The organism is Mycobacterium sp. OTB74, from assembly GCF_029892685.1.
In the GTDB taxonomy this organism is placed as follows: Bacteria; Actinomycetota; Actinomycetes; order Mycobacteriales; family Mycobacteriaceae; genus Mycobacterium.
The window spans coordinates 379,424-400,907 of record NZ_JARXVD010000001.1 but is presented as its reverse complement, the minus strand read 5'-3'; the positions used below and the strand labels follow the sequence as shown (position 1 = coordinate 400,907).

Here is a 21,484-nt window from a genome sequence, read left to right as displayed (position 1 = left end):
CCTACCCCCGCCGTCGCTACTCTGGACACATGTCCAGAACGACGGCTGCGTACACGTGCGCCAAGCCATCGGGTTTGCTCGCGTCCAGCCCGCCCAACGACGCCGCCCTCGCCGAGCGCTACTTGAAGCAGCTATCAGAGCTTCCGCTGACTATCGATCCGTTGTTGCCCGACCACCGGCGCGTCGTCGAACAACTGGCCTCCGCGATGCGAATCCTCACCGACGAACCGCGACTCGCCGCAGCCTGCACGCGGGCGCTGCTCAGCCCAGACGATCCGGTCGCGCATGTCCGTTCCCGGATCGGCGCTGAGATGCACCGTCGGGTTACCGCGGCGCTGGGCACCGGCGCCTGGCCTGAGGTCGTCACCACATTGGAAACCATCTTCTGGGGCGCGCTCGTGCAGACCCAGACGGAGGCGCTGGACTACGAGACCGCACTCGCCCGCCTCGACACCATGGTTTCGCTGGTATTGACGAGCTGACGCCGGCAACTGACCAACCACAGTTGCTGCCCGAGTTCCGGTGAATTATGTTGCCGGACTGTTTGTTTCGTCGCCTTCGTTTTCGGGTGGGTACAGGCTCGGGTGGTGGTATTGGTTGGTGCGGGGTTGGCCGACGTCGAGTAGTGGTGGTGGGGTCCAGTGGGCGCGGCCGTTTTTCATGGTGGTGTGCCAGCCGCCGGCGTCGGCGAGCCGGTTGTCGGGGCCGCAAGCAAGCGTGAGGTCGGTGATGTCGGTGGTGCCGCCGTGTTGCCAGTCGCAGGTGGCGTGGTGGGCTTGGCAACGGTCGGCCGGCTCGGTGCAGCCGGGGCGGGTGCAGCCACGGTCGCGGGCGAACAGCATCAACCGCTGTCCCGGTGAGGCGGTGCGGCGGGTCCGTCCGAGATACAGCGGCACCGCAGTGTGTTTGTCGAAGATCGCGAGGTAGTGGTGGGCGTGGGTGGCCATCCGGATCAAGTCGCCGATAGGGAGTTTGGTGCCGGTGGCGGTGACCGCGATCCCGGCGCCCGCCTGCAGTTCTTGCAGGGTGGTGGTGATGATCACCGAGACTGGCAGCCCGTTGTGTTCCCCCAGCTGTCCCGAGGTGAGGGCGTGACGGGCGAGCAGTGTGAGGGCGTCGTGGTTGCGTTGGGCCCCGCTTCGGGTGTCGCCGTCGATCTGGGCTTGGCTCGGGGTGCCGGTGGTGCAGGGTGTGGGGTCGTTGGGGTTGGCCATGCCGGGGGCGGCCCATTTGGCTAGGACGGCATCGAGCGTGGCGCGGGCTTGTGGGTCGAGCCAGCCCTCGATGCGGGACATCCCGTCGGGTTGTTGTTTGGCGATTGTGACGCCGCGGCGGCGGGCGCGTTCACGGTCGTCGGGTTCGGGGCCGTCCTGATCGAGCAGGTAGCGCAGTTGGTTGGCGGCTTGGCGGAGTTCTTCGGGGGTTTGATGCCGGGCCCCGGCGATCAGGGTCTGTTCACATTGGACGGCGGTGGTGGGGTCGACCCAGTTGGGCAGGTTGGTGAGGAAGTGACCGATTGCTTTGACGTGGTCGGTGTTGATCTCGCCATCGGCCTGCGCCGCGGCCGCGTGCTCCCATAGCGCCGGCAGTGGCTCGCCGGTCAGCCCTATCCGTGGGCCGAGGTTCTCCGCATCGCGGACCCGACGACGGGCCTCCTCGCGGCTGATCCGTAGCCGGATGGCGAGGACGTCAGCCCAGTTTTTGGCGCCGATCGCTGTCGGGGTGGTCTGGGCCTGCAGCGCGGCCAGAATCTGGTGGTCGACCACAGGCACCGAGGACGCCAGGGTTTCGCGGCGGGACTGCAACTCCAGCAGGTCCGGGACGGAGAGCCCGGTGTAGTCGAAGGCGGCGAGCCGCGCGTGCAGGGTTTCGAGTTCGGCGTAGGCCTCCTCGATCGCGGCCCGGTCGATGGTCATACTCGAACACTAGTTCGAATCACCGACAAGAATCGGCACTGGATGTGACGCCAGTTACCTACCGTGACCAGCGCAAACAAAGTGACCAATGTTTTTCGCGCCGAGGCGCGTCAGCGCCCAACAGAGCCCGACGCCGCGCATGGGATCGGCCGGCCCCGTTCCTGCGTGGCCCTAGTGCCACCCACAAGAACGGGGCTTCCGATCACTCCGTTCGGCCCGATGCGATCAGGCGCGGCTCAGGTTCTTCTGCTTGTACATCCGGGCCCATTCCGCACGCGGGCGGATGGTGGTGTCGACGTCGGCACCCTTGGCGCGCAGCGCCTTGACGTTGGCCTGCTCGCGCGGCGTGCGGGCGAACGGATCCCACGAGAAGAAGTTGCAGGCGTTCTGCCAGGTGATTTTGTTGATGTCGGAATCGCTTGCGCCAGCGGCATTCAGCTCGGCCAGCACCTGCTCGGGAGCGTCGGGCCAGAAGCAGTCCGAGTGCGGGTAGTCGCACTCCCAGGCGATGATGTCGATACCGATCTCGTGACGCAGCTTCAGCGAGGTCTTGTCGGTCACGTAGCACGCCAGCGAGTGCTCGCGGAACACGTCCGAGGGCAGCTTGTCACCGAAGTCCCGGCGCAGCCACTTCTGGTTGGTGTAGTGCCGGTCGCTGCGATCCAAATAGAAAGGAATCCAACCGATTCCACCTTCGGAGAAGGCGAACTTCAGGTCCGGGTAGTTGCGCATCGCCGGGCCCCACAGCAGGTCCTGGGCACACATCGCCGAAACCTGAGTAGCCAGGATGATCATGTTGTCGATCGGCGCGTTAGGCGCCATGCTGATAGCCCCGAAGCCGGTGCCGATGTGCAGACACATCACCACGTTCTCCTCAGACAGCGTCCGGAACACCGGACCCCAGTAATCCTCGTCGTGGTAGCTCGGCAGACCCTCGAGGTGCGGCAGCTCGGGCATGGTGACCGCGCGACACCCCTTGGCGGCGACTCGGCGGATCTCCTTGCACATCCCCTCGGGATTCCAGGTCGGCAGGATGGCGATCGGAATGAATCGATCCGGGTAGCTGCCCGCCCACTCGTCGATGTGCCAGTCGTTGTAGGCCGACACCATCACCAGCGTTACGTCCTCGCGCGTCATGTTGAGGTGGCGCGCGGAGAAGCCGGTGAAGGTCGGGAAGCACATCGAGGCGAGGATGCCGTTGCGATTCATGTCGCGGACGCGCTCGTGCACGTCGTAGACGCCGGGGCGCATCTCGGCGAAGCCGGCGGGGTCACGACCCCACTCCTCTGCAGGCCACGACACCACGGCGTTGAGGCCGCTGACGCCCTGCGGACGGCCCTGGTACATCCACTGATCGACGCCCTTTTCATCGGTCACCACGATCGGCGCCTCGGGCTTGTACTTCTCTGGCACATGGTTGAGGAACATGTCGGGAGGCTCTACGACGTGGTCGTCAATGCTCACCAGGATCAGGTCGTCGGTCTGCATACCTCAAGTAGTACCGTCTACAAGCGTGACCGTCTCTGCACTTTCGGACAGAGGTTTGACTCCTTCGGCCAAGTTGCCTGACCGGCCGGTGATCGAGCTGCGCCGCGGCGGCCAGGCGCTCGCGGGCAGCTACCTGTACGAGGGTTCAGGGTTGATCACCGGCTGGCACAGCCACGAAGTGCACCAGATCGAGTACGCGCTGCACGGCCTGGTCGAGGTCGAAACCGACGCCGCACACTACCTACTGCCGCCGCAGCAGGCCGCCTGGATTCCAGCCGGCCTGCAACATCAGGCCGTGATGAACCCGGATGTGAAGACCGTCGCGGTGATGTTCGATCCCGAACTGATCCCAGACCGAGCGGACCGGGCCCGGATCATCGCAGTGTCGCCGCTGATCCGCGAAATGATGATCTATGCGTTGCGCTGGCCCATCGACCGAGGCCAAGGAACCGCCGACGATGAGAAGGTGTCCGACGGGTTCTTCCGAACCCTGGCTCACCTGGTCACAGAAGCGCTGGATCATGAAGCGCCACTGAGCCTTCCGACCTCGGAGCATCCGATCGTGGCGGCCGCCATGACCTACACCAAAGAGCATCTGGACTCGGTGACTGCCGAAGACGTCAGCCGCACCGTCTCGGTCTCAGAGCGGACGCTGCGCCGGCTTTTCCACGATCAGATCGGATTATCCTGGCGCACATACCTTCTCAACGCCCGCATGCTGCGCGGAATGGCGCTGCTGACCTCGCCCGAACAATCCGTTCAGGCCACCGCGACCGCGGTCGGGTTCGACAGCCTGAGCGCATTCACCCGGTGCTTCACCCAGTTCTGCGGCGAGACGCCGTCGAATTACCGGCGCCGCGCTGTGAGTTGAGGCAGACGGCGCCCCGCTGATGGGTGCTCAGCGGCCGGGACCGTTGGGCCACTTCAACAATGAACCGCCATCCACCCGAATGTGCTGGCCCGTGATGTAACGACTGTCGTCGCTGGCCAGGAACACCCCCAGGTTCGCCATGTCCTCGGGCTCGATGTACGGGATGGGCATGGCCTGGAAGATGGTGAACAGCGGCTCGGCGTCCTCGCGGGTGGCCTTCTTGCCCTCGTTGGTCAGGTCAGGCCGGAACATGCTGTACATGCCGTCGTTCTGCAACAGGTGGGTATTGCAGTTGGTCGGGTGGATGGCGTTGACGCGAATCATCCTGGGCGCCAGGTGCAGACACATCTCGTCGACGTACTCCATCACGATGCGCTTGCTCCAGCCGTAGCCAGCACCGCCGGGGCCCATGTTCGGGTTGTCGGTGGTGCCCCGGATCATTCCTGCTGTCGACCCTGTGACGATGATCGAAGCCCCGTCTGGCAGGTGCGGAATGGTCACCGCGACGGTGTTCATTACGCCCAACAGGTCGACGTCGGAGGCGTCGACGAATTGCATCGGATCGGGCTTTCCCATGGCCATCGGCAGAATGCCGGCGTTCGCAACCACGATGTCGATCCGGCCCAGATCAGCGAGCCCCGCTTCGACCGCCTCCCGGATCTCGTGGCGTTCGCGCACATCGGCGACACGTGCGACGACCCGGCGACCGAGGCCCTTGATCATGCGTTCGGTCTCCGCCAGATCATCCTGCGTGGCAAGGGGATATGGATTGGAATCGATATTGCGGCAGATATCGAGCGCAATGATGTCAGCGCCTTCTTTGGCCATGGCGACGGCATGCGCGCGACCCTGTCCACGCGCGGCGCCGGTGATGAATGCGACTTTGCCTTCGAGCTTTCCTGTCATGTGTCCTCCGATCGTTGAGTGGTTGATTCACCGGGGCTGGTTCGGCACCCCTGCGTACAGCTGTTCGGTTGGTCCGGCAGTAACCCAGCCGCCGAGCTTGGTGGCGAGGTGGGGCGCAAAAACCGCTCCGTACAAGAGATTTCCGAGCACGACAGCGGCCACTATGGAAAGCAAGGTCGACTGCAGCCGGGACTTCGAGTACTTGTCGGCCCACATCTCTATGACGTTGCGGCCCTGGTCATCTGTGCGCCCCAGCAAGTAGGTGAAGACCATCATCTGCACACCCATCGCCAGCGCATCGTAGATGGGGTACTGATACTTGCTGCCCTCGAACAGAGCCAGCCCGGGGATCACGTAGCCGTAGTGGAAGACCCCGACGCGGGCTCCGATGAAGGCGTTGAAGAACAACGCCCAGCAGAACCCGACTACCAAACCGGACGACAACAGGGCGAATGGACGCCGCCAGTGCAACCGCGCACTCAACCACGTACCGAGTCCGGCACCGACCACCGCCGGCAACACGAAATAGGACATGTAACCGACCGGCACCGACGAAGGAAGACCGCCCCAGGTCATGTTGAGCGGCCACCACGACGGCATGCGGGGCAGCGCCGGCGGGAACTGCGCGTACATCGCCCAGTCATACGGGGCCTCGATCCAGGAGAAGGAGATCGCTGAAATACACAGCAGCAGAAGGGGATGCAACCGACGCTGCCGGATACTGAGGTATACCCCAGCCACCGCAAACGACAGGCCGCCGAGCCAGCCGAATGCCACCGCGCACAGCAGCAACGGGGACAGCCCGGTGTTCACCGGGTGCGTGCTTCCGGATCGAAGTACCAGACCAGCCCGAAAATCAGGACGATCAGCCCGAACAACGTGCCGAGCATGATCACCGCGCCCATATCCGTCACACCGACGTGAACTCGATGTGCAGGTCGGTCAGACCGCGCATCACAAAGGTCGGCTCATAGGTATAACGCCGCGCGTCGGCCGGGCCGTGTTCGGACTCGTTGATCCGGATATCGGTCATCCGATCCAGAATCCGGTTCATCGAAATCCGGCCCTCGGTGCGGGCCAGCGGCGCGCCAGGGCACGAGTGCGCGCCTCGGCCGAATGCCACATGCTCGCGCACGTTCGGTCTATCAACTCGGAAAGTGTTGGGGTCCTCGAATTTTCGTGGATCGCGGTTGCTAGCGCCGGGGATCAACATGACGGTTGAACCCGCGGGCACCGGGCATTCGCCGATGGTGGTGCTACGGGACGCCAGCCGGAAATGGCTCTTCACCGGGCTTTCCATCCGCAGAGTTTCTTCGAGGAAGGCCGGGATCAACTTGCGGTCCTGGCGAAGTGCATCCTGAATCTCTGGCTGCTCGCCGATCACCCGCATCGCGGCACTGAGTAGTTTGGTGGTGGTCTCCTGACCCGCCGCGAACAGGAACGTTGCGAGTTTGACGACGAGTTCCACGTCCGGTGTCGAGCCGTCTTCGTACTTGGCCTGCGCGAGCTCGGTGAGTACGTCACCACGCGGCTCGGCCCGCCGCTCGGTGATGTAGGTCCGGAACCTGTCATCGAGCCACATGAGCGGGTTGTGGGCAAGTTCGTCATCGAGCGAACCAACGATCTGGTCGGCCAGTACCGCCCGGAACTTGGCATGGTCTTCGGACGGCACCCCCAGCAGATCGGCGATGACCAACATCGAGAACGGCTTGGCGTAGGCCTCCATGAACTCGCATTGGCCCTTGTCGACGAACTCATCGAGCTGCCGGTCAGCCAGCCGCCACATGAAATCCTCATTTTCACTGAGTCTTTTCGGCGTCAGCAGCTTGTTCAGCAATCCGCGCGTGCGCCCGTGCTCAGGTGCGTCCATGGTGACGACGTGCTCGCTCATCGGGATCTGGGCGCGATGCTGCTCCAGCAGCGCACTGATGTCGTCGCCTTCGGGTTCGAACGGCAGCGGCGCGAACGGCCCGACCACGGCGTTGGCCGAGGACAGCGCAGGATCCTTGTAGGCCGCAAGCGCTTCGGCGTGCCCCGTGATCGAGATGACTCCCTCGGGCGTACCGGGCAACACCGGGCACCGGTGACGCAGGTGGTCGAAATAACTGTAGGGATCGGGCACCAGCGATGGGTCGCTGAAGAAATCAATGGTGTCGAAGTCGGTCACGTTCTCTCCTTAGCCCGGAAGTTCCACCGGAAACGAGTGGTTCAGGTCCATCACCATGCCGATGTTGTCCGCGATGTCTTCGGCGGTGAGCGATTCCTTGACCAGTCCCTGGGACTGCACCAAGGCGATTCGGGCCACTGAACCCATACCGGTCCGCAGAATCTCACCGTTGACTGCACACGATTCATGCGCAAGGTAAGCCGCAGCGGGGGCACACATCTCCGGCGGCATGCTGGCATTGATCTGTTCCATGACATCCGCCGGGATCGTCATCTGCTCCGACAGCTTTTCCGAGTGCGACGCCGACATCCTGGTATACGCCCGTGGTGCAACGGCATTCACCCGAATCCCGAGAGCCGGACCCTCGGTGGCCAGATTGCGCGTGAGACCGAGAACCGCCCCTTTGGCCGAACCATAGCTCGACAGTTCGGCGATACCACCCAGCATGGCCTCGGACACCGTATTGACGACGCGCCCGTAGCCGGCGCGGGCGAATTGCGGCCACGCCGCCCGGCACATATACAGCGTGCCGAAAAAGTGCACGTCCAGCATCGCCCGGTACTGATCGACGGTCAGTTCGGTGAACAGTCCAGGGTCGTGGATGCCGGCGTTGTTCACCACAACGTCGAGTCGGCCATAGCTGTCCATGGCGGCTTCGACAATGCCTGCCGCACTTGCTTCCTCAGCCACCGAGCCATAGCAGGCCAGCGCCTCCCCGCCGGCTGCCAGGATCTCGGCCACCACATCGTCGGCCGGGCCCCGGGACGCCCCAGCACCGTCGATATCTGCGCCGTAGTCCGCCACCACTACCCGAGCACCCTTGGCCGCCAACAGCATTGCGTGGCAGCGACCGATACCGCGGCCGGCCCCGGTGACCACCGCGACCCGGTCATCGAAGCGCAAGTCCGTCACTCCGCCACCGGGTCGAATAGCACAGGCAACGCCGCAGGAGACCGGAACACCTGGCCGCGCACGTACAGATCCCCGGCATCCGGGTCCAGACGCAGGTTCGGTAGCCGGTCCAGAAGCAGGTTGATCGCGGTGCGCATCTCCAGTCGCGCCAAATGCATTCCGAGACATACGTGTACACCGTGACCCCAGGAGATCGGGGTGCGCGCCTCGCGGAAGATGTCGAACGCATCCGGATCTGGGTAGCGGTCGTCCTGACGGTTGGCCGAGCCCAACATCGGCATCACCGAGCAACCAGCCGGAATGGGCACCCCGCCCAACACCGTGTCGCGTGTGGTCTGCCGCGTGATGGTCAGAAGCGGCGCCTCCCAGCGCACCGCCTCTTCGATGGCCTGCGGGATCAACGAGCGATCGGCACGGATCGCGGCCAGTTGCTCCGGATGGGTCAACAACGCGAACAACATGCTGCTCAGCGAACGGTAGGTGGTCTCGATGCCGGCAGGCAGCAGCAGCCGCAGGAACGAATAAATCTCCTCGTCACTGAGCCGCTCGCCGTCGATCTCGGCCACCGCCAGACTGCTGATCAGATCGTCCTGAGGCTCGGTCCGACGGGCCGCAAGGATCGGGGCGAAGTAGTCCCTGAGTGCTATCGAAGCTTCCTTGCCGCGCTCTGGGTTCATCGTGAAGCTCAGCAGCGAGATGGACCATCGCTGAAACTGCGGATAGTCCTCCTGTGGCAAGCCGAGCAAGCGAGAGATGATCCGAGCCGGATAGTTGAAGGTGAATTCCTTGACCAGGTCCGCCGAGCCGCGGCTGACGAACTGATCGATCAGCTCGTTTCCGACCTTGCTGATCAGCTCGTCCTCCCAGCGGGCCATGGCCTTCTGCGAGAACGCCTTCGCTACTAGGGCGCGATGCCGGCCATGCTCGGGTTCGTCCATACCGAGCATCACCTGATGGCCCAGCACATCACCGAACGCCTGAATGACGATGGCCGAGGAATAGGTCTCGTTGTCCCGCAGCATCTCGATGATGTCCTCGTGCCGATACACGATGAACACCGGCTTGCCTTCTTCACCGGGCATCACCGACATGTCGATGCGCTGGATCGGCTCTTCTCTGCGGATCCGGGCCAATTCCGTGTATGGGTCACGGACGTTGCCGGACACCACGTCGTCGAAAGCGCCGAAATCCTCGAGGTCGTCAAACAGTTGCACAGCTGGTCCTTTCGTGGTCAGGCCGGGTAAGCGACGGACTTTATCTCGGTGTACTGGTCGAACCCGGCAGTGCCGTTCTGCCGACCCACGCCGCTGGCCTTGTAACCACCGAACGGCACATCCGCTCCGTAACCGGTTGCGCCGTTGAGCCCAATGAATCCGGCCCGCAACCGTTTTGCCACCGACAGCGCGCGCTCGAGAGTTCCGGCCATGACGTTGCCGGCCAGACCGTACTGACTATCATTGGCGATCCGCACGGCATCGTCCTCGTCGTCGTACGGAATGACCGTCAGTACCGGCCCGAAGATCTCCTCCTGCGCGATGGTCATAGAGTTGTCGACGTCGACGAACAACGTTGGCTTGACAAAGAACCCACGTTCCAGCCCGTCCGGCACATCCAGACCGCCGGCAAGCATGGTCGCACCCTCGTCGATGCCCTTCTGGATGTAACCGCGCACCCGGTCGCGCTGTTTGGCGGAAATGACTGGACCACAGAGTGTTCCGCCGTCCTGCGGATCACCCGGCGCGACGTTGTCGTAGATGCCCTTGAGGATGGCCACGCCTTCGTCGTACCGCGACCGTGGCAATAGCATCCGGGTCGGGTTGGCGCAGCCTTGGCCGGCGTGCATGCATGGTGCGATGCCGATGAGGCAGGCCGTGTTGAAATCGGCGTCGTCAAGCACGATGGTGGCTGACTTACCACCCAGCTCAAGGAACAGCCGCTTCATGGTGGCGGCGCCCTTCTCCATGATTCGCTTCCCGACGACCGTCGATCCGGTGAACGAGATCAGATCCACCTTCGGCGAGAGGGTGAGTTCCTCCCCCACCATATGGTCAGAGGCGGTCACCACATTGACCACACCCGCAGGGATGTCGGTCCTTTCGGCGATCAGTCGACCCAGCCTGGTGGCATTGAACGGGGTGTCCGGTGCGGGTTTGAGCACCACGGTGTTACCCGCGCCGAGAGCCTGGCCCAACTTGTGGATGCTGACCTCGAACGGGAAGTTCCACGGCACGATGGCACCGACCACACCCACTGGCTCCCGCCACACCCGACGTGTGGTCTGCATACCGGTAAGTGCGACAAAGGTTTCGCCCAGATCAGTGTCCCAGTTGTAGCTGTCGATCAGGGCCGCTGGATGGCGGAGCCCATCGGACAGCGGTGCATCGAGCTGAGGACCGAATGTGATGGCGCGGGGACATCCGGCCTCGGCGATGAGTTCTTCACGCAGCGCCTCCTTTTCGGACTCGATCGCGTCCTGCAGTTGCAACAGACACCGCTTGCGGAACTGGTGATTGGTGGACCAGTCGGTCTCGTCGAACGCCCGACGGGCGGCATCGATCGCTCGACGCATGTCATCGGCCGACGCGTCGGCGACCTCGCCGATCGCCTCCTCGGTGGCCGGGTTGATGTTGACGAAGGTGCCGTTCTGACCGTCGACGAGCTTGCCGTCGATCATCATCCGCGACTCATAGGTGTCAGGCATGGTTTCCTCCGTTGGTTCGCAGCGCGCCGTGTTTGGGCAGTCCCATCACCAGCCTGATCATCTGATGCATAGCGGCAGCCGGCAGAACCCTGTTGATTCCCAACAGCATTCGGGCGTCCGGGCCGACCGCCACCTTGACGAACGGTTTGTCGGATTCGAGTGCCTTGGCCAGGCCGGCAGCGAATACCGCAGGCGGGCGGGCGATCTTGATGGCCATCCGCCCGCGGCCGTCGATCGTCGCGTGGTGGCGGGCGTAGGGACCGGTGAAATCCCGATCGTCCGTGGTGCCGGCATCGGTGATCATGTCGGTGTCATACGTGCCGGTCACCAAGATGGTCACACCGAGTCCGAACGGTGCAATCTCACTCGCCATGGCCTCGCCCCAGCGTTCCAGCGCACCCTTCACCGACGAATACGCTGCCGTGGTCGGCATTCCACGAACGCCACCGGCACTGGACGTCAGCACCACCCGTCCCCGCCCCGCTGCCCGCATCCCCGGCAACAACGCCTTGGTCAGCTCCACCGGGCCAAAGAGATGGGTGGCAAACATCCTGTGCCACAACTCCATCGGGCTTTCTTCCACCATGCCCGCGGCGGAGATACCGGCGTTGTTGACGACCGCGTGCGGTGCGCCTACGGCCTCCTGGATGCTCTTGGCGGCCGCCGCGATCGAGTCGGAGTCCTGCAGATCCAATTGCACCCCGATGAGCCGGCTGTCGTCCGCGGTAGCTCCTGTCGCCGCCCGGAGCCGCGCCAGACCGTCGTCGACCGACCGCATGGCGGCCACCACCTGCCAGCCGTGTCGATACAGGTGGACAGCCGATGCGAACCCCAATCCCCGAGACGCACCGGTGATCACGACGCTGCGCGGCTCAGCACCCGCAGCAGCCGCCCCCGGCTCAGTGCGCACAGCGGCCGCCCTCGGCTGGCAGTGAAACATTCGGACGGCCGTCCGGTTGGCCGCTCATGAACGTGGACATGATTCCCACCGAATAGGGACCAGGCTTTCCATTCTTTTCGTAATACCCCTGTGGGTCATAGATTTTCGCCTCGGGATAGGGCCACGGGCAAGCGACCGAGGTGGCCGCTCCGGACATTCTGATGAGCGTGTAGCCCGCGCCGTAGCAGAAATAGGCGACATTGACGAACACGAACATCACGATGAAGGTGCCCAAGTGCGGCCTGTTGGGGAACAATCGCGCACGCCGGGCGAGTTTCTCGGCCACCGTCTTGCCGGTGTCGTCGCGATAGACCAACAGGCCCGCCGGGATCATCACGAACGTGACCATCACGGATTCCCAGATCAGCGGGAATTGGAAGGTGCTGCCGACGAAGATGGACCCGAACGGGATCACCTGCGAGTAGATGTACAGCCCGGTGCGTACCAGCGTCAGTTCCAGCATCATGTCGAACAGGAATCCGATGACGAAGATGAGCCCGGCCAGGCAGATCAGCGGATGACGCGACACGAAAGCGTCGGCCGGGCGACGGGCCTGCAGCTTGCGCAGGATCCACACCGACGGGAAGTACGGACCGAACTGGAACATGACGTAACCGATCACCACGAACGGTTCGACGGTGGGCGACAACGAAACCCACGGCCAGTCCTCCGGCCAGTGCCACAACTGGGGGTTGTATACGGCATATGGGGACCAGTTCATGTACGGGTCCTGCCAGACAATAGCGGTGGTGACCACCGCCATCATCACGATGGGACTGCCCGGGTTTCGGCGCCAGGCGATGATGCAAGCGATGATCAGGGCCGGCACGGTGAAGATGGTGAAGATCTGCCACAGGTCGATCCAGTGGGTGAACCCGAACAGGAAGTCCACTGGCCGTGGCGCCCCGGTCACCTCGGGATTGCGGATGCGTGGCGAGACGGCACCACGGCGGGCGTGGTAGGCGATCAGCCCCAGCAGCACCAGCGCCGCGACGATCCAACAGATGGCCGCGATCGGCGGCTTTTTTGTGGTATTGCTGGTCTTTTCGTCTTCAGTGACGGACATGGTCAGGCCTCCCCGAATCGATCGACCAGGTGCGAATTGACGCCGTCGGGATCAAGTTTTCTGGCCACCAGATAGCCCGCTCCCATCCAAGCTCTGCGGGTCCAGTTGCCGAAAGACACCCGGGTGCCTGGCGCACCGGAGGCGGCCGGCAGCATCTTGACCCGCTCGAGCGCCTCTTTGACGCCACGCGGACTCAACGGGTGAGCGTCTGCGAGCGCCCGTAGCAGGGTGGCCGCGATGTCGCGGTTGACCACGGCGACACACCATTCCGGACGGCGGCCGTACTCGGTCTGATAGTCGTCGAGGAAGTCCTGCCCGACCTTGTTTGCCTCGTCGTACTGGTCGACGCCAACCCAACCCATGAAGGCGTTCCACATGATCGGGTTGATCCAGGCGTTCTGAAATGCGGTGCCACAGAACTTCGGGGGGTTCCAGCCCAGCGCCTCCAATGCGGGGTTGACGAACACGATGCCGAACCCGAACCCGCAGTGCACCAGTGCGTCGACTTTCGCCTCATGCAACGTCTGCACAGCAGCACCGACATCCTGAGCGGTCTGGGCGACGGATACCTCTGCGGTGATCCGAATCCCCTTGTGTTTGCACGCTTCCCGGAAATTGTTCGCGTAGCTCTCGCCGACCAGAGACTTCTCCTTGATGACGCCGACCTCGGTGTGGCCGCCTTTGGCCAGCAGGTCGGCCCAGAAGATCGGCTCGTCGGTCATGGAGCCCTGCGGGAAGGAGAAGAACCACTCGCTGAGCGGTTCGTCCGAACCGGTGACGCTGACCGCCGGCACCTTGAAGCGCTCGGCGATGGCCTCGGCGGTCGGTACCGCGTTGTCGGTAATGTGCGGACCGATGACCGCTAAACAGCCCTCGTCGCAGAGTTCTTGATAGGCATCGATGACGGCCTTCACCGAGCCTTTCGGCAGGCCCTCCACCTCGCGATAGATGATCTCGATGGGCCGATCGATCACGCCCTGCTCGACGCCCCTTTTGAACACCAGATCAAAGGGCCGGGTCAGGTCGTCGCGCAGCTCCTGCGGATAGTTCTCCGGCAGCCGGAAATCCATCAGGTAACCGATCTTGATCGGTTCTGCACTGCTTTCGTAGGACATTCGACCTCCGTCGGTGAGTATGGGAAATCGCACCTTCACTGTCGGTGAGCGACCTGAGCCGCAATGGCGATCCGACAGTTAACCTAACTTTTGTTCCGACACTAACCAGCGTGACCCGGCGCGGTCAATCATTTGCCCTCAACATTATTGAGCCAAATATGTGTCGATCATGGTGAACAGTCCCTGGGCAACCACGGGATCGTCCGTCAGTGGGCCGGCGATGGCCGCTCGGGCGGCTTCACGCGCCGACAGCCCCTCCACCATGAGCCGCCCGGCTGCGATCAGCACCCGGGTCGAGGCGACCTCCCGCAGCCCGCTGTTCTCCAGTCGCCGCACCACCTGACCGAACTGCACCAGTTCAGCGGCCACCGCCGTTGACACCCCGGCCTCCGTGGCCACGATGCGCTGCTCGATATCAGGCGCCGGATAGCTGAATTCGATGGCAACCATGCGCTGGCGCGTCGAGTCCTTCAGGTCCTTGAGCACGCTCTGATAACCGGGGTTGTAGGACACCACCAGACAGAATCCAGGTGCCGCGTCCAGCGTGATACCCAGCCGTTCGATGGGCAGCTGCCTGCGGTGATCACCGAGTGGATGCAACACCACGGTGGTGTCCTGACGCGCCTCCACCACCTCGTCGAGATAGCAGATGGCGCCTTCCCGGACCGCCCGGGTCAGCGGCCCGTCCACCCACTCGGTCTCCCCACCTCGCAACAGGAACCGGCCCACCAAATCAGCCGTGGTGAGGTCGTCATGGCAGGCCACGCTGATCAGCGGCCGTCCTAGATCATGCGCCATGGCCTCGACGAAGCGGGTCTTGCCGCACCCGGTCGGACCTTTCAGCAGGACCGACAGTCCTTGCCGGAAGGCCGCTTTGAAAACAGCTTCCTCCGGTCCGACCGATACGTAGTAGGGGCGCGATGTCGACGATGGCATGGTCAACGTAGGGGCGCCTCCGGCTAAGTCCATTGTGTCCTCGGATTCAGATTCGGATACCGATCCCGTGCCCCGCAGCTCGCACCGCGGGCCGATCGACGCACGCATGGTAACGCGGAACAGATATTAGGTTCAAGCATTGGCGCCCGCCTTTGGTCGGCGTGAAATCCGGTTGCGCAGATCGGCTGATCCAAGCGCCGACCGGAACAACGGTCCGAGCACGCTGCTCAGATCACCGACACCGGGAATCGACGCATGTGCAGTGCTGCCGAACACCCGCCGCAACTCCGCCGTGTCCGTACCGGCACCGACGGTCAGGCACAGGCAACCGATGCCCTCGCGCCGTGCCTCGGCCAGCGCCCGGCGGGCATCGGCGGCACCGTAATCACGTTCGTAGCCGTGGTCATACGCCAAGCCGTCGGTGATCACGACCAGCAGTCGGCGGCTACTGCCGGCGGTGTCAGTCATGACGGCCGCCCCGTGCCTGATGGCGGCACCCAGTCGGGAATATCCCCCCGGCACCAGCGCGCCGAGCCGGCCCAACACGTTGCCACCCATGTGCTCGTCGAACCGTTTGAGCGGCGTCACGTATACCGACGACCGGCCCTGCGAGCAGAAGGTGTACAGCGCCACCCGGTCTCCCAGCTCGTGCAAGGTCTGCGCCAGCACAGCAGCCGTGGCACATTGGTGCTCGTGCACCGGGCGTCCACCACTGCCGGGTTCTTTGGCCGAGCCGGATACATCGAGCAGCAGTAGCACTGCCAGCTCTCGTTTCCGGCGCAAGAAGTCCACATACACGTCCTGATCAGCGGCCGCGCCTGCCAGGACCTGCACTCTGGACTCGATAGCCGCGTCGATGTCGATGTCATCGCCCTGGCGCTGTCGGCCGCACCGTTGCAGGCCGACACCCAACCTGATCAGCGCCCGACGCAGCTGATGGGTCTCTGGCGGCGGCGCCAGCATGGAATGAGATTCCTGCGCCGGTTCCTGCTCGATGACAGTGCACCAGTTGGCCTTGTAGCCGGCGCGGTGCAGATCCCATTCCGGATAACGCAATTCGCCGGACTGCCCGTCACCTGGCGCAGCGCCTGACCGGGTCCGGGTCGCAGCGGTAGCCACTACCCCGCCGGCGCCATTGACCCGGCCGGTGTGTAGTCCTTGACCGCCACCATTGGGCTCGCCTCCGCCGCCGATCCGGCGCACCCCACTGGTCAACCGTCCGAGCAATTTGCCGATGGCTCCACCCGCACCGACCGGGCTGGACAGCGGGTCGGCACCGGTATTGGAAGGGTCCGGATCCAATGCAGCACTGTCATTCATCTGGCTTGTGCTAACCCGGGGCAGCCGCGAACCGTGTGCCGAGTGCTCGGCGTGTTTCAGCAGCGCCTGTACCCGGATGGCACCGAAGCTCGGTGGTGGATCGGCGATCGACCGCGATTCAGCTGCGACAGCCAAAGACTCTGCCGGCGTTGCAATTTCGGGATGACTACGGTGCCGTGCCAGGAAGGGCCGCACCGCCGGAGGCAGCAGCGCGGCGTTGGAGGCCAGTGCCCGCCGCCCCTCGACAGCAAGGTAACGCCTCGTCAGCGCCGGCCGCCGGGAAAGCCTACGCATGATCGTGGGCTCCAGGGCACCGCCGGCCAGCAGGGACGCCTGGACGACGAGTGATTCGAGCTGGGCCGCCGGGAGAGCCTCGGGATCCAGGAAGATCGTCACCCCGTCAGTCCAGGAGGGTTCCCCGGGCACACCGTCTGCAGTTGCCACCGTGCGCCCGGCCAGCGCAGACGCCAGCATCGCGAGTCGTTCTGGCCGACTGCGGTTTTCGCCGTCGCCATCCGGGACATCGACCGCATCGACCATTCTCAGCGCGTCCCCTTGAGCTTCGTCAACGTTGACCAAATATCTGTTCCACCGTAGGGTCCGTGCCAACCGCAGTCAACAAGGGGGTGTGATGATCGACTTCGCCGATCAGGTCGTGGTGGTCACCGGCGCCGGACGTGGTCTGGGTCGGTTGTATGCGCTGGAATTCGCTCGCCGCGGGGCCGCTGTGGTGGTCAACGACATCGGCGGCTCGATGCACGGCGAGGGCAGCGACACCAGCGTCGCCCAACATGTGGCGGACGAGATCGTCGCCGCCGGCGGCACCGCGGTGGCATCACAGGACTCGGTGGACACCCCCGAGGGTGGCCAGGCGATCGTCGCCGCCGCTGTGGAGCGCTTCGGCCGGCTCGACGCGGTGGTCAGCAATGCCGGCATCTTCACCAGCGTGCCGTTCGACGAGCTCAGCGCCGAGCAGTGGCGCCGAATGCTGGCCACCCACCTGGACGGCGGATTCTTCGTCAGCCAAGCCGCTTTCCGGGTGATGAAAGAGCAGGGTTACGGCCGGTTCGTATTCATCGCCTCGTCGGCCGGAGCGTTCGGGCAGCACCTCGAGGCGCACTATGCAGCAGCCAAGTCCGGACTGATCGGCCTTACCAACGTGATCGCGCTGGAGGGCGCACAGCACGGAATCCTGGCCAATACCGTGCTGCCATTCGGCGTGTCGCGAATGGTCACCGAAACACTGGGTGACCCCAAAGCCCTCGACGAATCCGGGTTCTTCGGTGCGATCCGGCCCGAATTGGTGACGCCGCTGGTGGTCTACCTGGCCAGCAGGTCATGCGAGGTCACCCACCACAACTACTCGGCCTGCGGCGGCCGGTTCGCCCGGGTATTCACCGGCCTGGCCGACGGTTGGCTGTCCCAACCGGACAGCAATCCGACCGCCGATGACGTCGCCGCCCAGATGGATCAGATCGCTGCACTGGAGCCCTACACCGTGCCCGGGTCCATATACGAAGAGGTGTTCGGAGTGTGCCAGCGGCTCGGCATCACAGGTTGACCACGATCCATTGGTACCGTGAGCGCGATGTCTGACCGGTTCATGGGAGGTGTGGTGGTGGGTGGCGAGGCCGGCCATGCCTTCGATGAGGGCACCCGTCGCACCGAAATTCTGCAGACCGCGGCATCGTTGATCGCAACCTCCGGACTACGCACCTCGTTGCAGGACATCGCGGCCGCCGCCGGCATCCTGCCGGGCAGCCTGTACCACCATTTCGAATCCAAAGAAGCCATCCTGGTCGAGCTGTTGCGCCGCTACCACGCCGAGCTCGATGCCATCGCTGCGCGCACCCTGGCCCGGATCGATGAACCCGATCCGCGTCCGCCCTTCGACCGGATAGCCGAACTCGGTGTCGCGATTGCGTCCTGCGCCGTCGCCAACCGAGCGGCACTACAGATGTCGTTCTACGAGGGGCCAAGTGCCAAGCCCGAATTGGAGGCGCTGGCCCAGCAGCGGCCGACGGCGATCCTGGAGGCGATGCTCCAAACGCTGCGTGCCGCCAAATGGAGCGGGTACCTGCGCGCCGACGTTGATCTGGCTGTGCTGGCCGACCGGATCTGTCAGACCATGCTGCAGGTTGGTCTGGATGTCTTGCGACACAACGCCCGCACCGACCGGGTGGCCAGGCTCCTGTGCCGGATCATGCTGGAGGGTATCTCCGCCCGGCCACTGACCGATCGAGAGCTGGACCGCTCAGCGGCCTTCCTGGCTGCTGACACATTGGTGCGCTCGTGGCATGACGACGCCGAATCAGCCCCCGACGACAAGTCCGCGCACATCCGGGCGGTGGCCAAGGCCGAGTTCGGCAGGCGGGGCTATGAGGGCACCACGGTGCGAGATATCGCGGCAGCCGCCGAGATGGGTACCGGCACGGTGTACCGGCTGATCGGCTCCAAAGAGGAACTGCTGATGTCCATCATGCAGTCGTTCGGCGAGAAGGTCGCGACCGGGTGGGTCAACGTATTAGCGACGGAAGCCACCGCGACCGCGAAAATCGATGCGCTGAGCTGGATTAACACCAATGCCCTGGCTCACTTCGGCGACGAGTTCCGGATACAACTGGCCTGGATGCGACAGTCGCCGCCGAACACCGCAAACCCCGGTTGGTTGTTCGCTACTCGGGTCCGGGAGATGAAAACACTACTGGCAGAAGGAATCAAGTCCGGTGATATCGCCGTCGACGGTTCCTCGAACGAGATGCTCGCGCGCTCCGTCATCGGTGTCGGCTGGGTTCCGGAGAACATCCTGCACGACCTAGGCGTCCGGGATGCTCATCTACTTGTGCGAGACACCTTGCTGCGCGGCGTCACCAAGAAGAAACGCTGATCTGCGGTATGACGGTGCGCCCCAACCGTATTCACGAGCTGGTGTCCGCCGCAGCTGCCACAGTGCCCGATCGGCCCGCGATCATCGCAGAGGATGGCACAGTCACCACATTCGCCCAGTTCGATCGAGCGATCGGCGCCGTCGCGGGCTGGGTTGCCGCACACACTCGGCTCGGCGATCGGATAGCGGTAATCGCCGACAACAGCCCGAACTACGCACTGCTCTATTACGCGGTGCCGCGTGCCGGGCGCATCCTGGTGCTGATCAATCAACGGCTCAGCACCGACGAACAGCGCGCACAACTGGCCACCGTGACGCCTGCGATGGTGCTGGGTGACCGGCGTTTTCTGGATGCTCTCGGCCGGCCCGGCGCCATCGGTTTTGACGATCAGCAATGGGTTGACGCCCAGCATGACCATCCGGTCGCGGACCAACCCGACCCCGATAGCCCGGCCTGGCTACTGTTCACCAGCGGCTCCACGGGTACGCCGAAAGGCGTTGTGCACAGCCACCGTTCGATTGCCACCGCGGTACACGGCACCATTGCCGGACGTTCGGTGCGGCCCGGTGGGGTCTACCTCCTACCGTTCCCGATGTGCCACATCGCCGGCTACAACATGCTGGTGCATCACGGTGCTCAGTCGACGGTGCTGCCAGTCGCGACCTATCGGCCAGAGTCATTCGCCGCCGCGGTCAACGCCCATCAGGTGACGTCATGCTCGCTGGCCCCGACGATGCTGCACAGCCTGCTGGCCCATCTGGACGCGACCGGTATCGAACTGCCGACGCTGCGCGACATCGCCTACGGATCTTCCGCGATTCCCGCCGATCTCCTGCGCCGCGCGCTCGATCGCCTCGACGTCGGATTCCATCAGGGCTATGGGATGACCGAAACCGGTGGCAACATCACGTTTCTCGGCCCAGAAGAACATCGTCTGGGTGCAGCTGGGGACTCCGCTGCTTTGGCCACGGCCGGCCGGCCGCACTCCGAGGTGCAGATCCGAATCGCATCCGATGGCGAAATTCTGGTCCGCGGAGCGCAAGTTGCGGTGGCTTACTGGCCGAACACGCCGGCAACCGAGGACGGTTGGCTGCATACCGGCGATGTCGGGCGAATCGACGATGGCGGCAGGTTGATAGTTTCCGACCGCCTGAAGGACATCATCATCACCGGCGGGGAAAACGTATCTTCACGGGAAGTCGAGGACGTGCTGTCCAGCCACCGGGACGTGGATCAAGTTGCCGTTGTTGGGGTTCCCGACGACTACTGGGGTGAAGCGATCTGCGCCGTGGTGGTGCCACGTCCTGGTGCCCACCCCGAAGCCGACAGCCTCATCTCCCACGTTCGAAACCATATTGCGGCGTTCAAGCGTCCGCGGCACGTGCTGTTCGTCGAGGCGCTCCCCCTGACCACCAACGGCAAGATCGCCAAACAGGCTCTGCGCGAACAGCTTCAGACCCACTTCAGCTAGCCAGGGGGCTCAGCGGCCATCGCGACACCGGCTCGCTCGACGCTCAGCAGACTCTCGGTCTGATGTTCCTCGTGATAAGCCTTGCCACCTCCGTTGAGGCCGAACAGGCGCTTACTCCACAACAACCAGACGACGGCGGCGACGTTGATCAGGAACGCGCCGAGGCGAAGCACCGTCACCTTCTCGGTCAGCTCATAGATCTCCAGCGGCAAGAACACCCCGGTCGCCACCACCGCGAAGTATTCACCCCAGCGCCACATGCCCCACAGTCCAACGGCTTCAACCAGTTCGATTGTGGCGTAGAGCGCAAAGCCGGCAGCGATCCACAACATTGTCGTCGGCGACAAGGTAAAGGCGTCGTTGATGTGCCGGATGATCTTGGAGCTGTCCATGTTCCAACCGAGCTGGTCGGCAAGTGGGCGAAGCAAAGGCAGGTCCTTCTTGAAAGTGTCTTGGAGATGCTCCCGGCTCGCCCGCACCTTGATCACCCCATAAGCCAGGAGGAACAACACGATGGCACGAAACACCCGTTCGACGGCCAGCAGCCGCATCAGCACCCGATCGCGCAACAGGCGGCCACGCGGAACCTCCGGGGCCGATTCGGCGGGCCCATGACCTCTGGGCGGGCCGACCACAAACGTCTCGCAGCGCAAGCAACGCCATGCCTCCCCGACCGGAGTCTGCACATGCAGCCGTGCAGCCAGTTCGGGCTCATCCGGTGCAAACGTGGCGTGGCCGCGCAGACCGCAGGAGCGAAGGGCGAAGTTCACCATGGCAGTACCGTAAC

The 21,484-nt window shown here is 64.0% G+C and carries 19 protein-coding genes; 5 read left to right on the top strand and 14 right to left on the bottom strand.

Translation table 11 applies throughout. The features are described from left to right. The first annotated feature begins 29 nt into the window (after positions 1–29). A complete protein-coding gene (locus tag M2432_RS01945) occupies positions 30–482 on the top strand; it encodes a TetR family transcriptional regulator (protein ID WP_280825045.1) in 453 nt (150 codons plus the stop codon). Positions 483–527: 45 nt separating this feature from the next. Here M2432_RS01945 and M2432_RS01940 read toward each other — a convergent pair whose 3' ends face one another. Both M2432_RS01940 and M2432_RS01935 read right to left on the bottom strand, forming a co-directional pair. Continuing rightward, positions 528–1,916, bottom strand: a complete 1,389-nt coding sequence (locus M2432_RS01940) for an HNH endonuclease signature motif containing protein (RefSeq protein ID WP_280825044.1) — start codon at positions 1,914–1,916, stop codon at positions 528–530. A gap of 225 nt (positions 1,917–2,141) precedes the next feature. Further along, on the bottom strand, positions 2,142–3,404 hold the full coding sequence (locus M2432_RS01935) for an amidohydrolase family protein (RefSeq protein ID WP_280825043.1): 1,263 nt from the start codon (positions 3,402–3,404) through the stop codon (positions 2,142–2,144). Positions 3,405–3,429: 25 nt separating this feature from the next. On the opposite strand from M2432_RS01935, the gene M2432_RS01930 reads away from it, so the two are divergent. Further along, positions 3,430–4,275, top strand: a complete 846-nt coding sequence (locus M2432_RS01930) for a helix-turn-helix transcriptional regulator (RefSeq protein WP_280825042.1) — start codon at positions 3,430–3,432, stop codon at positions 4,273–4,275. 27 nt (positions 4,276–4,302) lie between these two features. On the opposite strand, the gene M2432_RS01925 is transcribed toward M2432_RS01930, so the two are convergent. The 11 genes from M2432_RS01925 to M2432_RS01875 form a co-directional block, all read right to left on the bottom strand. Continuing rightward, positions 4,303–5,181 (bottom strand): mycofactocin-coupled SDR family oxidoreductase, encoded by an 879-nt coding sequence (locus tag M2432_RS01925; RefSeq protein ID WP_280825041.1) that lies wholly within the window; start codon positions 5,179–5,181, stop codon positions 4,303–4,305. Between the two features lie 27 nt (positions 5,182–5,208). After that, entirely contained in the window at positions 5,209–5,994 is a 786-nt protein-coding gene (locus M2432_RS01920) for a spirocyclase AveC family protein (protein ID WP_280825040.1), read from the bottom strand. Positions 5,995–6,091: 97 nt separating this feature from the next. Beyond that, complete coding sequence (locus M2432_RS01915) at positions 6,092–7,348, bottom strand: cytochrome P450 (protein WP_280825039.1); 1,257 nt, start codon at positions 7,346–7,348, stop codon at positions 6,092–6,094. Positions 7,349–7,357: 9 nt separating this feature from the next. Further along, positions 7,358–8,260: an SDR family NAD(P)-dependent oxidoreductase gene (locus tag M2432_RS01910; protein WP_280825038.1), complete on the bottom strand. Its 903-nt coding sequence runs from the start codon at positions 8,258–8,260 to the stop codon at positions 7,358–7,360. Further along, positions 8,257–9,474, bottom strand: coding sequence for a cytochrome P450 (locus M2432_RS01905; RefSeq protein WP_280825037.1), 1,218 nt, complete (start codon positions 9,472–9,474; stop codon positions 8,257–8,259). The genes M2432_RS01910 and M2432_RS01905 overlap by 4 nt, the downstream gene beginning before the upstream one ends. A gap of 17 nt (positions 9,475–9,491) precedes the next feature. Further along, on the bottom strand, positions 9,492–10,961 hold the full coding sequence (locus M2432_RS01900; protein WP_280825036.1) for an aldehyde dehydrogenase family protein: 1,470 nt from the start codon (positions 10,959–10,961) through the stop codon (positions 9,492–9,494). Beyond that, positions 10,954–11,871, bottom strand: coding sequence for an SDR family oxidoreductase (locus M2432_RS01895; RefSeq protein ID WP_280825035.1), 918 nt, complete (start codon positions 11,869–11,871; stop codon positions 10,954–10,956). The genes M2432_RS01900 and M2432_RS01895 overlap by 8 nt, the downstream gene beginning before the upstream one ends. Further along, on the bottom strand, positions 11,861–12,967 hold the full coding sequence (locus M2432_RS01890; protein ID WP_280825034.1) for a spirocyclase AveC family protein: 1,107 nt from the start codon (positions 12,965–12,967) through the stop codon (positions 11,861–11,863). Before M2432_RS01890 ends, M2432_RS01895 begins: the two co-directional genes overlap by 11 nt. Positions 12,968–12,969: 2 nt before the next feature. Further along, the gene (locus M2432_RS01885) at positions 12,970–14,082 is read right to left on the bottom strand and encodes an ABC transporter substrate-binding protein (RefSeq protein ID WP_280825033.1); all 1,113 of its coding nucleotides are present in this window, start codon (positions 14,080–14,082) and stop codon (positions 12,970–12,972) included. 144 nt (positions 14,083–14,226) lie between these two features. Continuing rightward, positions 14,227–15,051: a CbbQ/NirQ/NorQ/GpvN family protein gene (locus M2432_RS01880; protein WP_280825032.1), complete on the bottom strand. Its 825-nt coding sequence runs from the start codon at positions 15,049–15,051 to the stop codon at positions 14,227–14,229. 99 nt (positions 15,052–15,150) lie between these two features. Beyond that, the gene (locus M2432_RS01875; RefSeq protein ID WP_280825031.1) at positions 15,151–16,878 is read right to left on the bottom strand and encodes a VWA domain-containing protein; all 1,728 of its coding nucleotides are present in this window, start codon (positions 16,876–16,878) and stop codon (positions 15,151–15,153) included. A 91-nt stretch (positions 16,879–16,969) separates the two neighbouring features. Here M2432_RS01875 and M2432_RS01870 point away from each other — a divergent pair, with 91 nt between their 5' ends. Genes M2432_RS01870 through M2432_RS01860 form a run of 3 tightly spaced genes read left to right on the top strand, consistent with a single transcriptional unit; the run spans position 16,970 to position 20,697 of the window. Continuing rightward, positions 16,970–17,899 (top strand): SDR family NAD(P)-dependent oxidoreductase, encoded by a 930-nt coding sequence (locus tag M2432_RS01870; protein ID WP_280825030.1) that lies wholly within the window; start codon positions 16,970–16,972, stop codon positions 17,897–17,899. Between the two features lie 27 nt (positions 17,900–17,926). Beyond that, positions 17,927–19,225, top strand: a complete 1,299-nt coding sequence (locus M2432_RS01865) for a TetR/AcrR family transcriptional regulator (protein ID WP_280825029.1) — start codon at positions 17,927–17,929, stop codon at positions 19,223–19,225. Between the two features lie 8 nt (positions 19,226–19,233). After that, positions 19,234–20,697 carry an AMP-binding protein gene (locus tag M2432_RS01860; RefSeq protein ID WP_280825028.1) on the top strand — a complete coding sequence of 488 codons (1,464 nt, stop codon included), beginning with the start codon at positions 19,234–19,236 and terminating at the stop codon, positions 20,695–20,697. On the opposite strand, the gene M2432_RS01855 is transcribed toward M2432_RS01860, so the two are convergent. After that, entirely contained in the window at positions 20,694–21,470 is a 777-nt protein-coding gene (locus M2432_RS01855; protein ID WP_280825027.1) for a DUF2127 domain-containing protein, read from the bottom strand. The two genes, M2432_RS01860 and M2432_RS01855, sit on opposite strands and share 4 nt — an antisense overlap. Positions 21,471–21,484 lie beyond the last annotated feature (14 nt).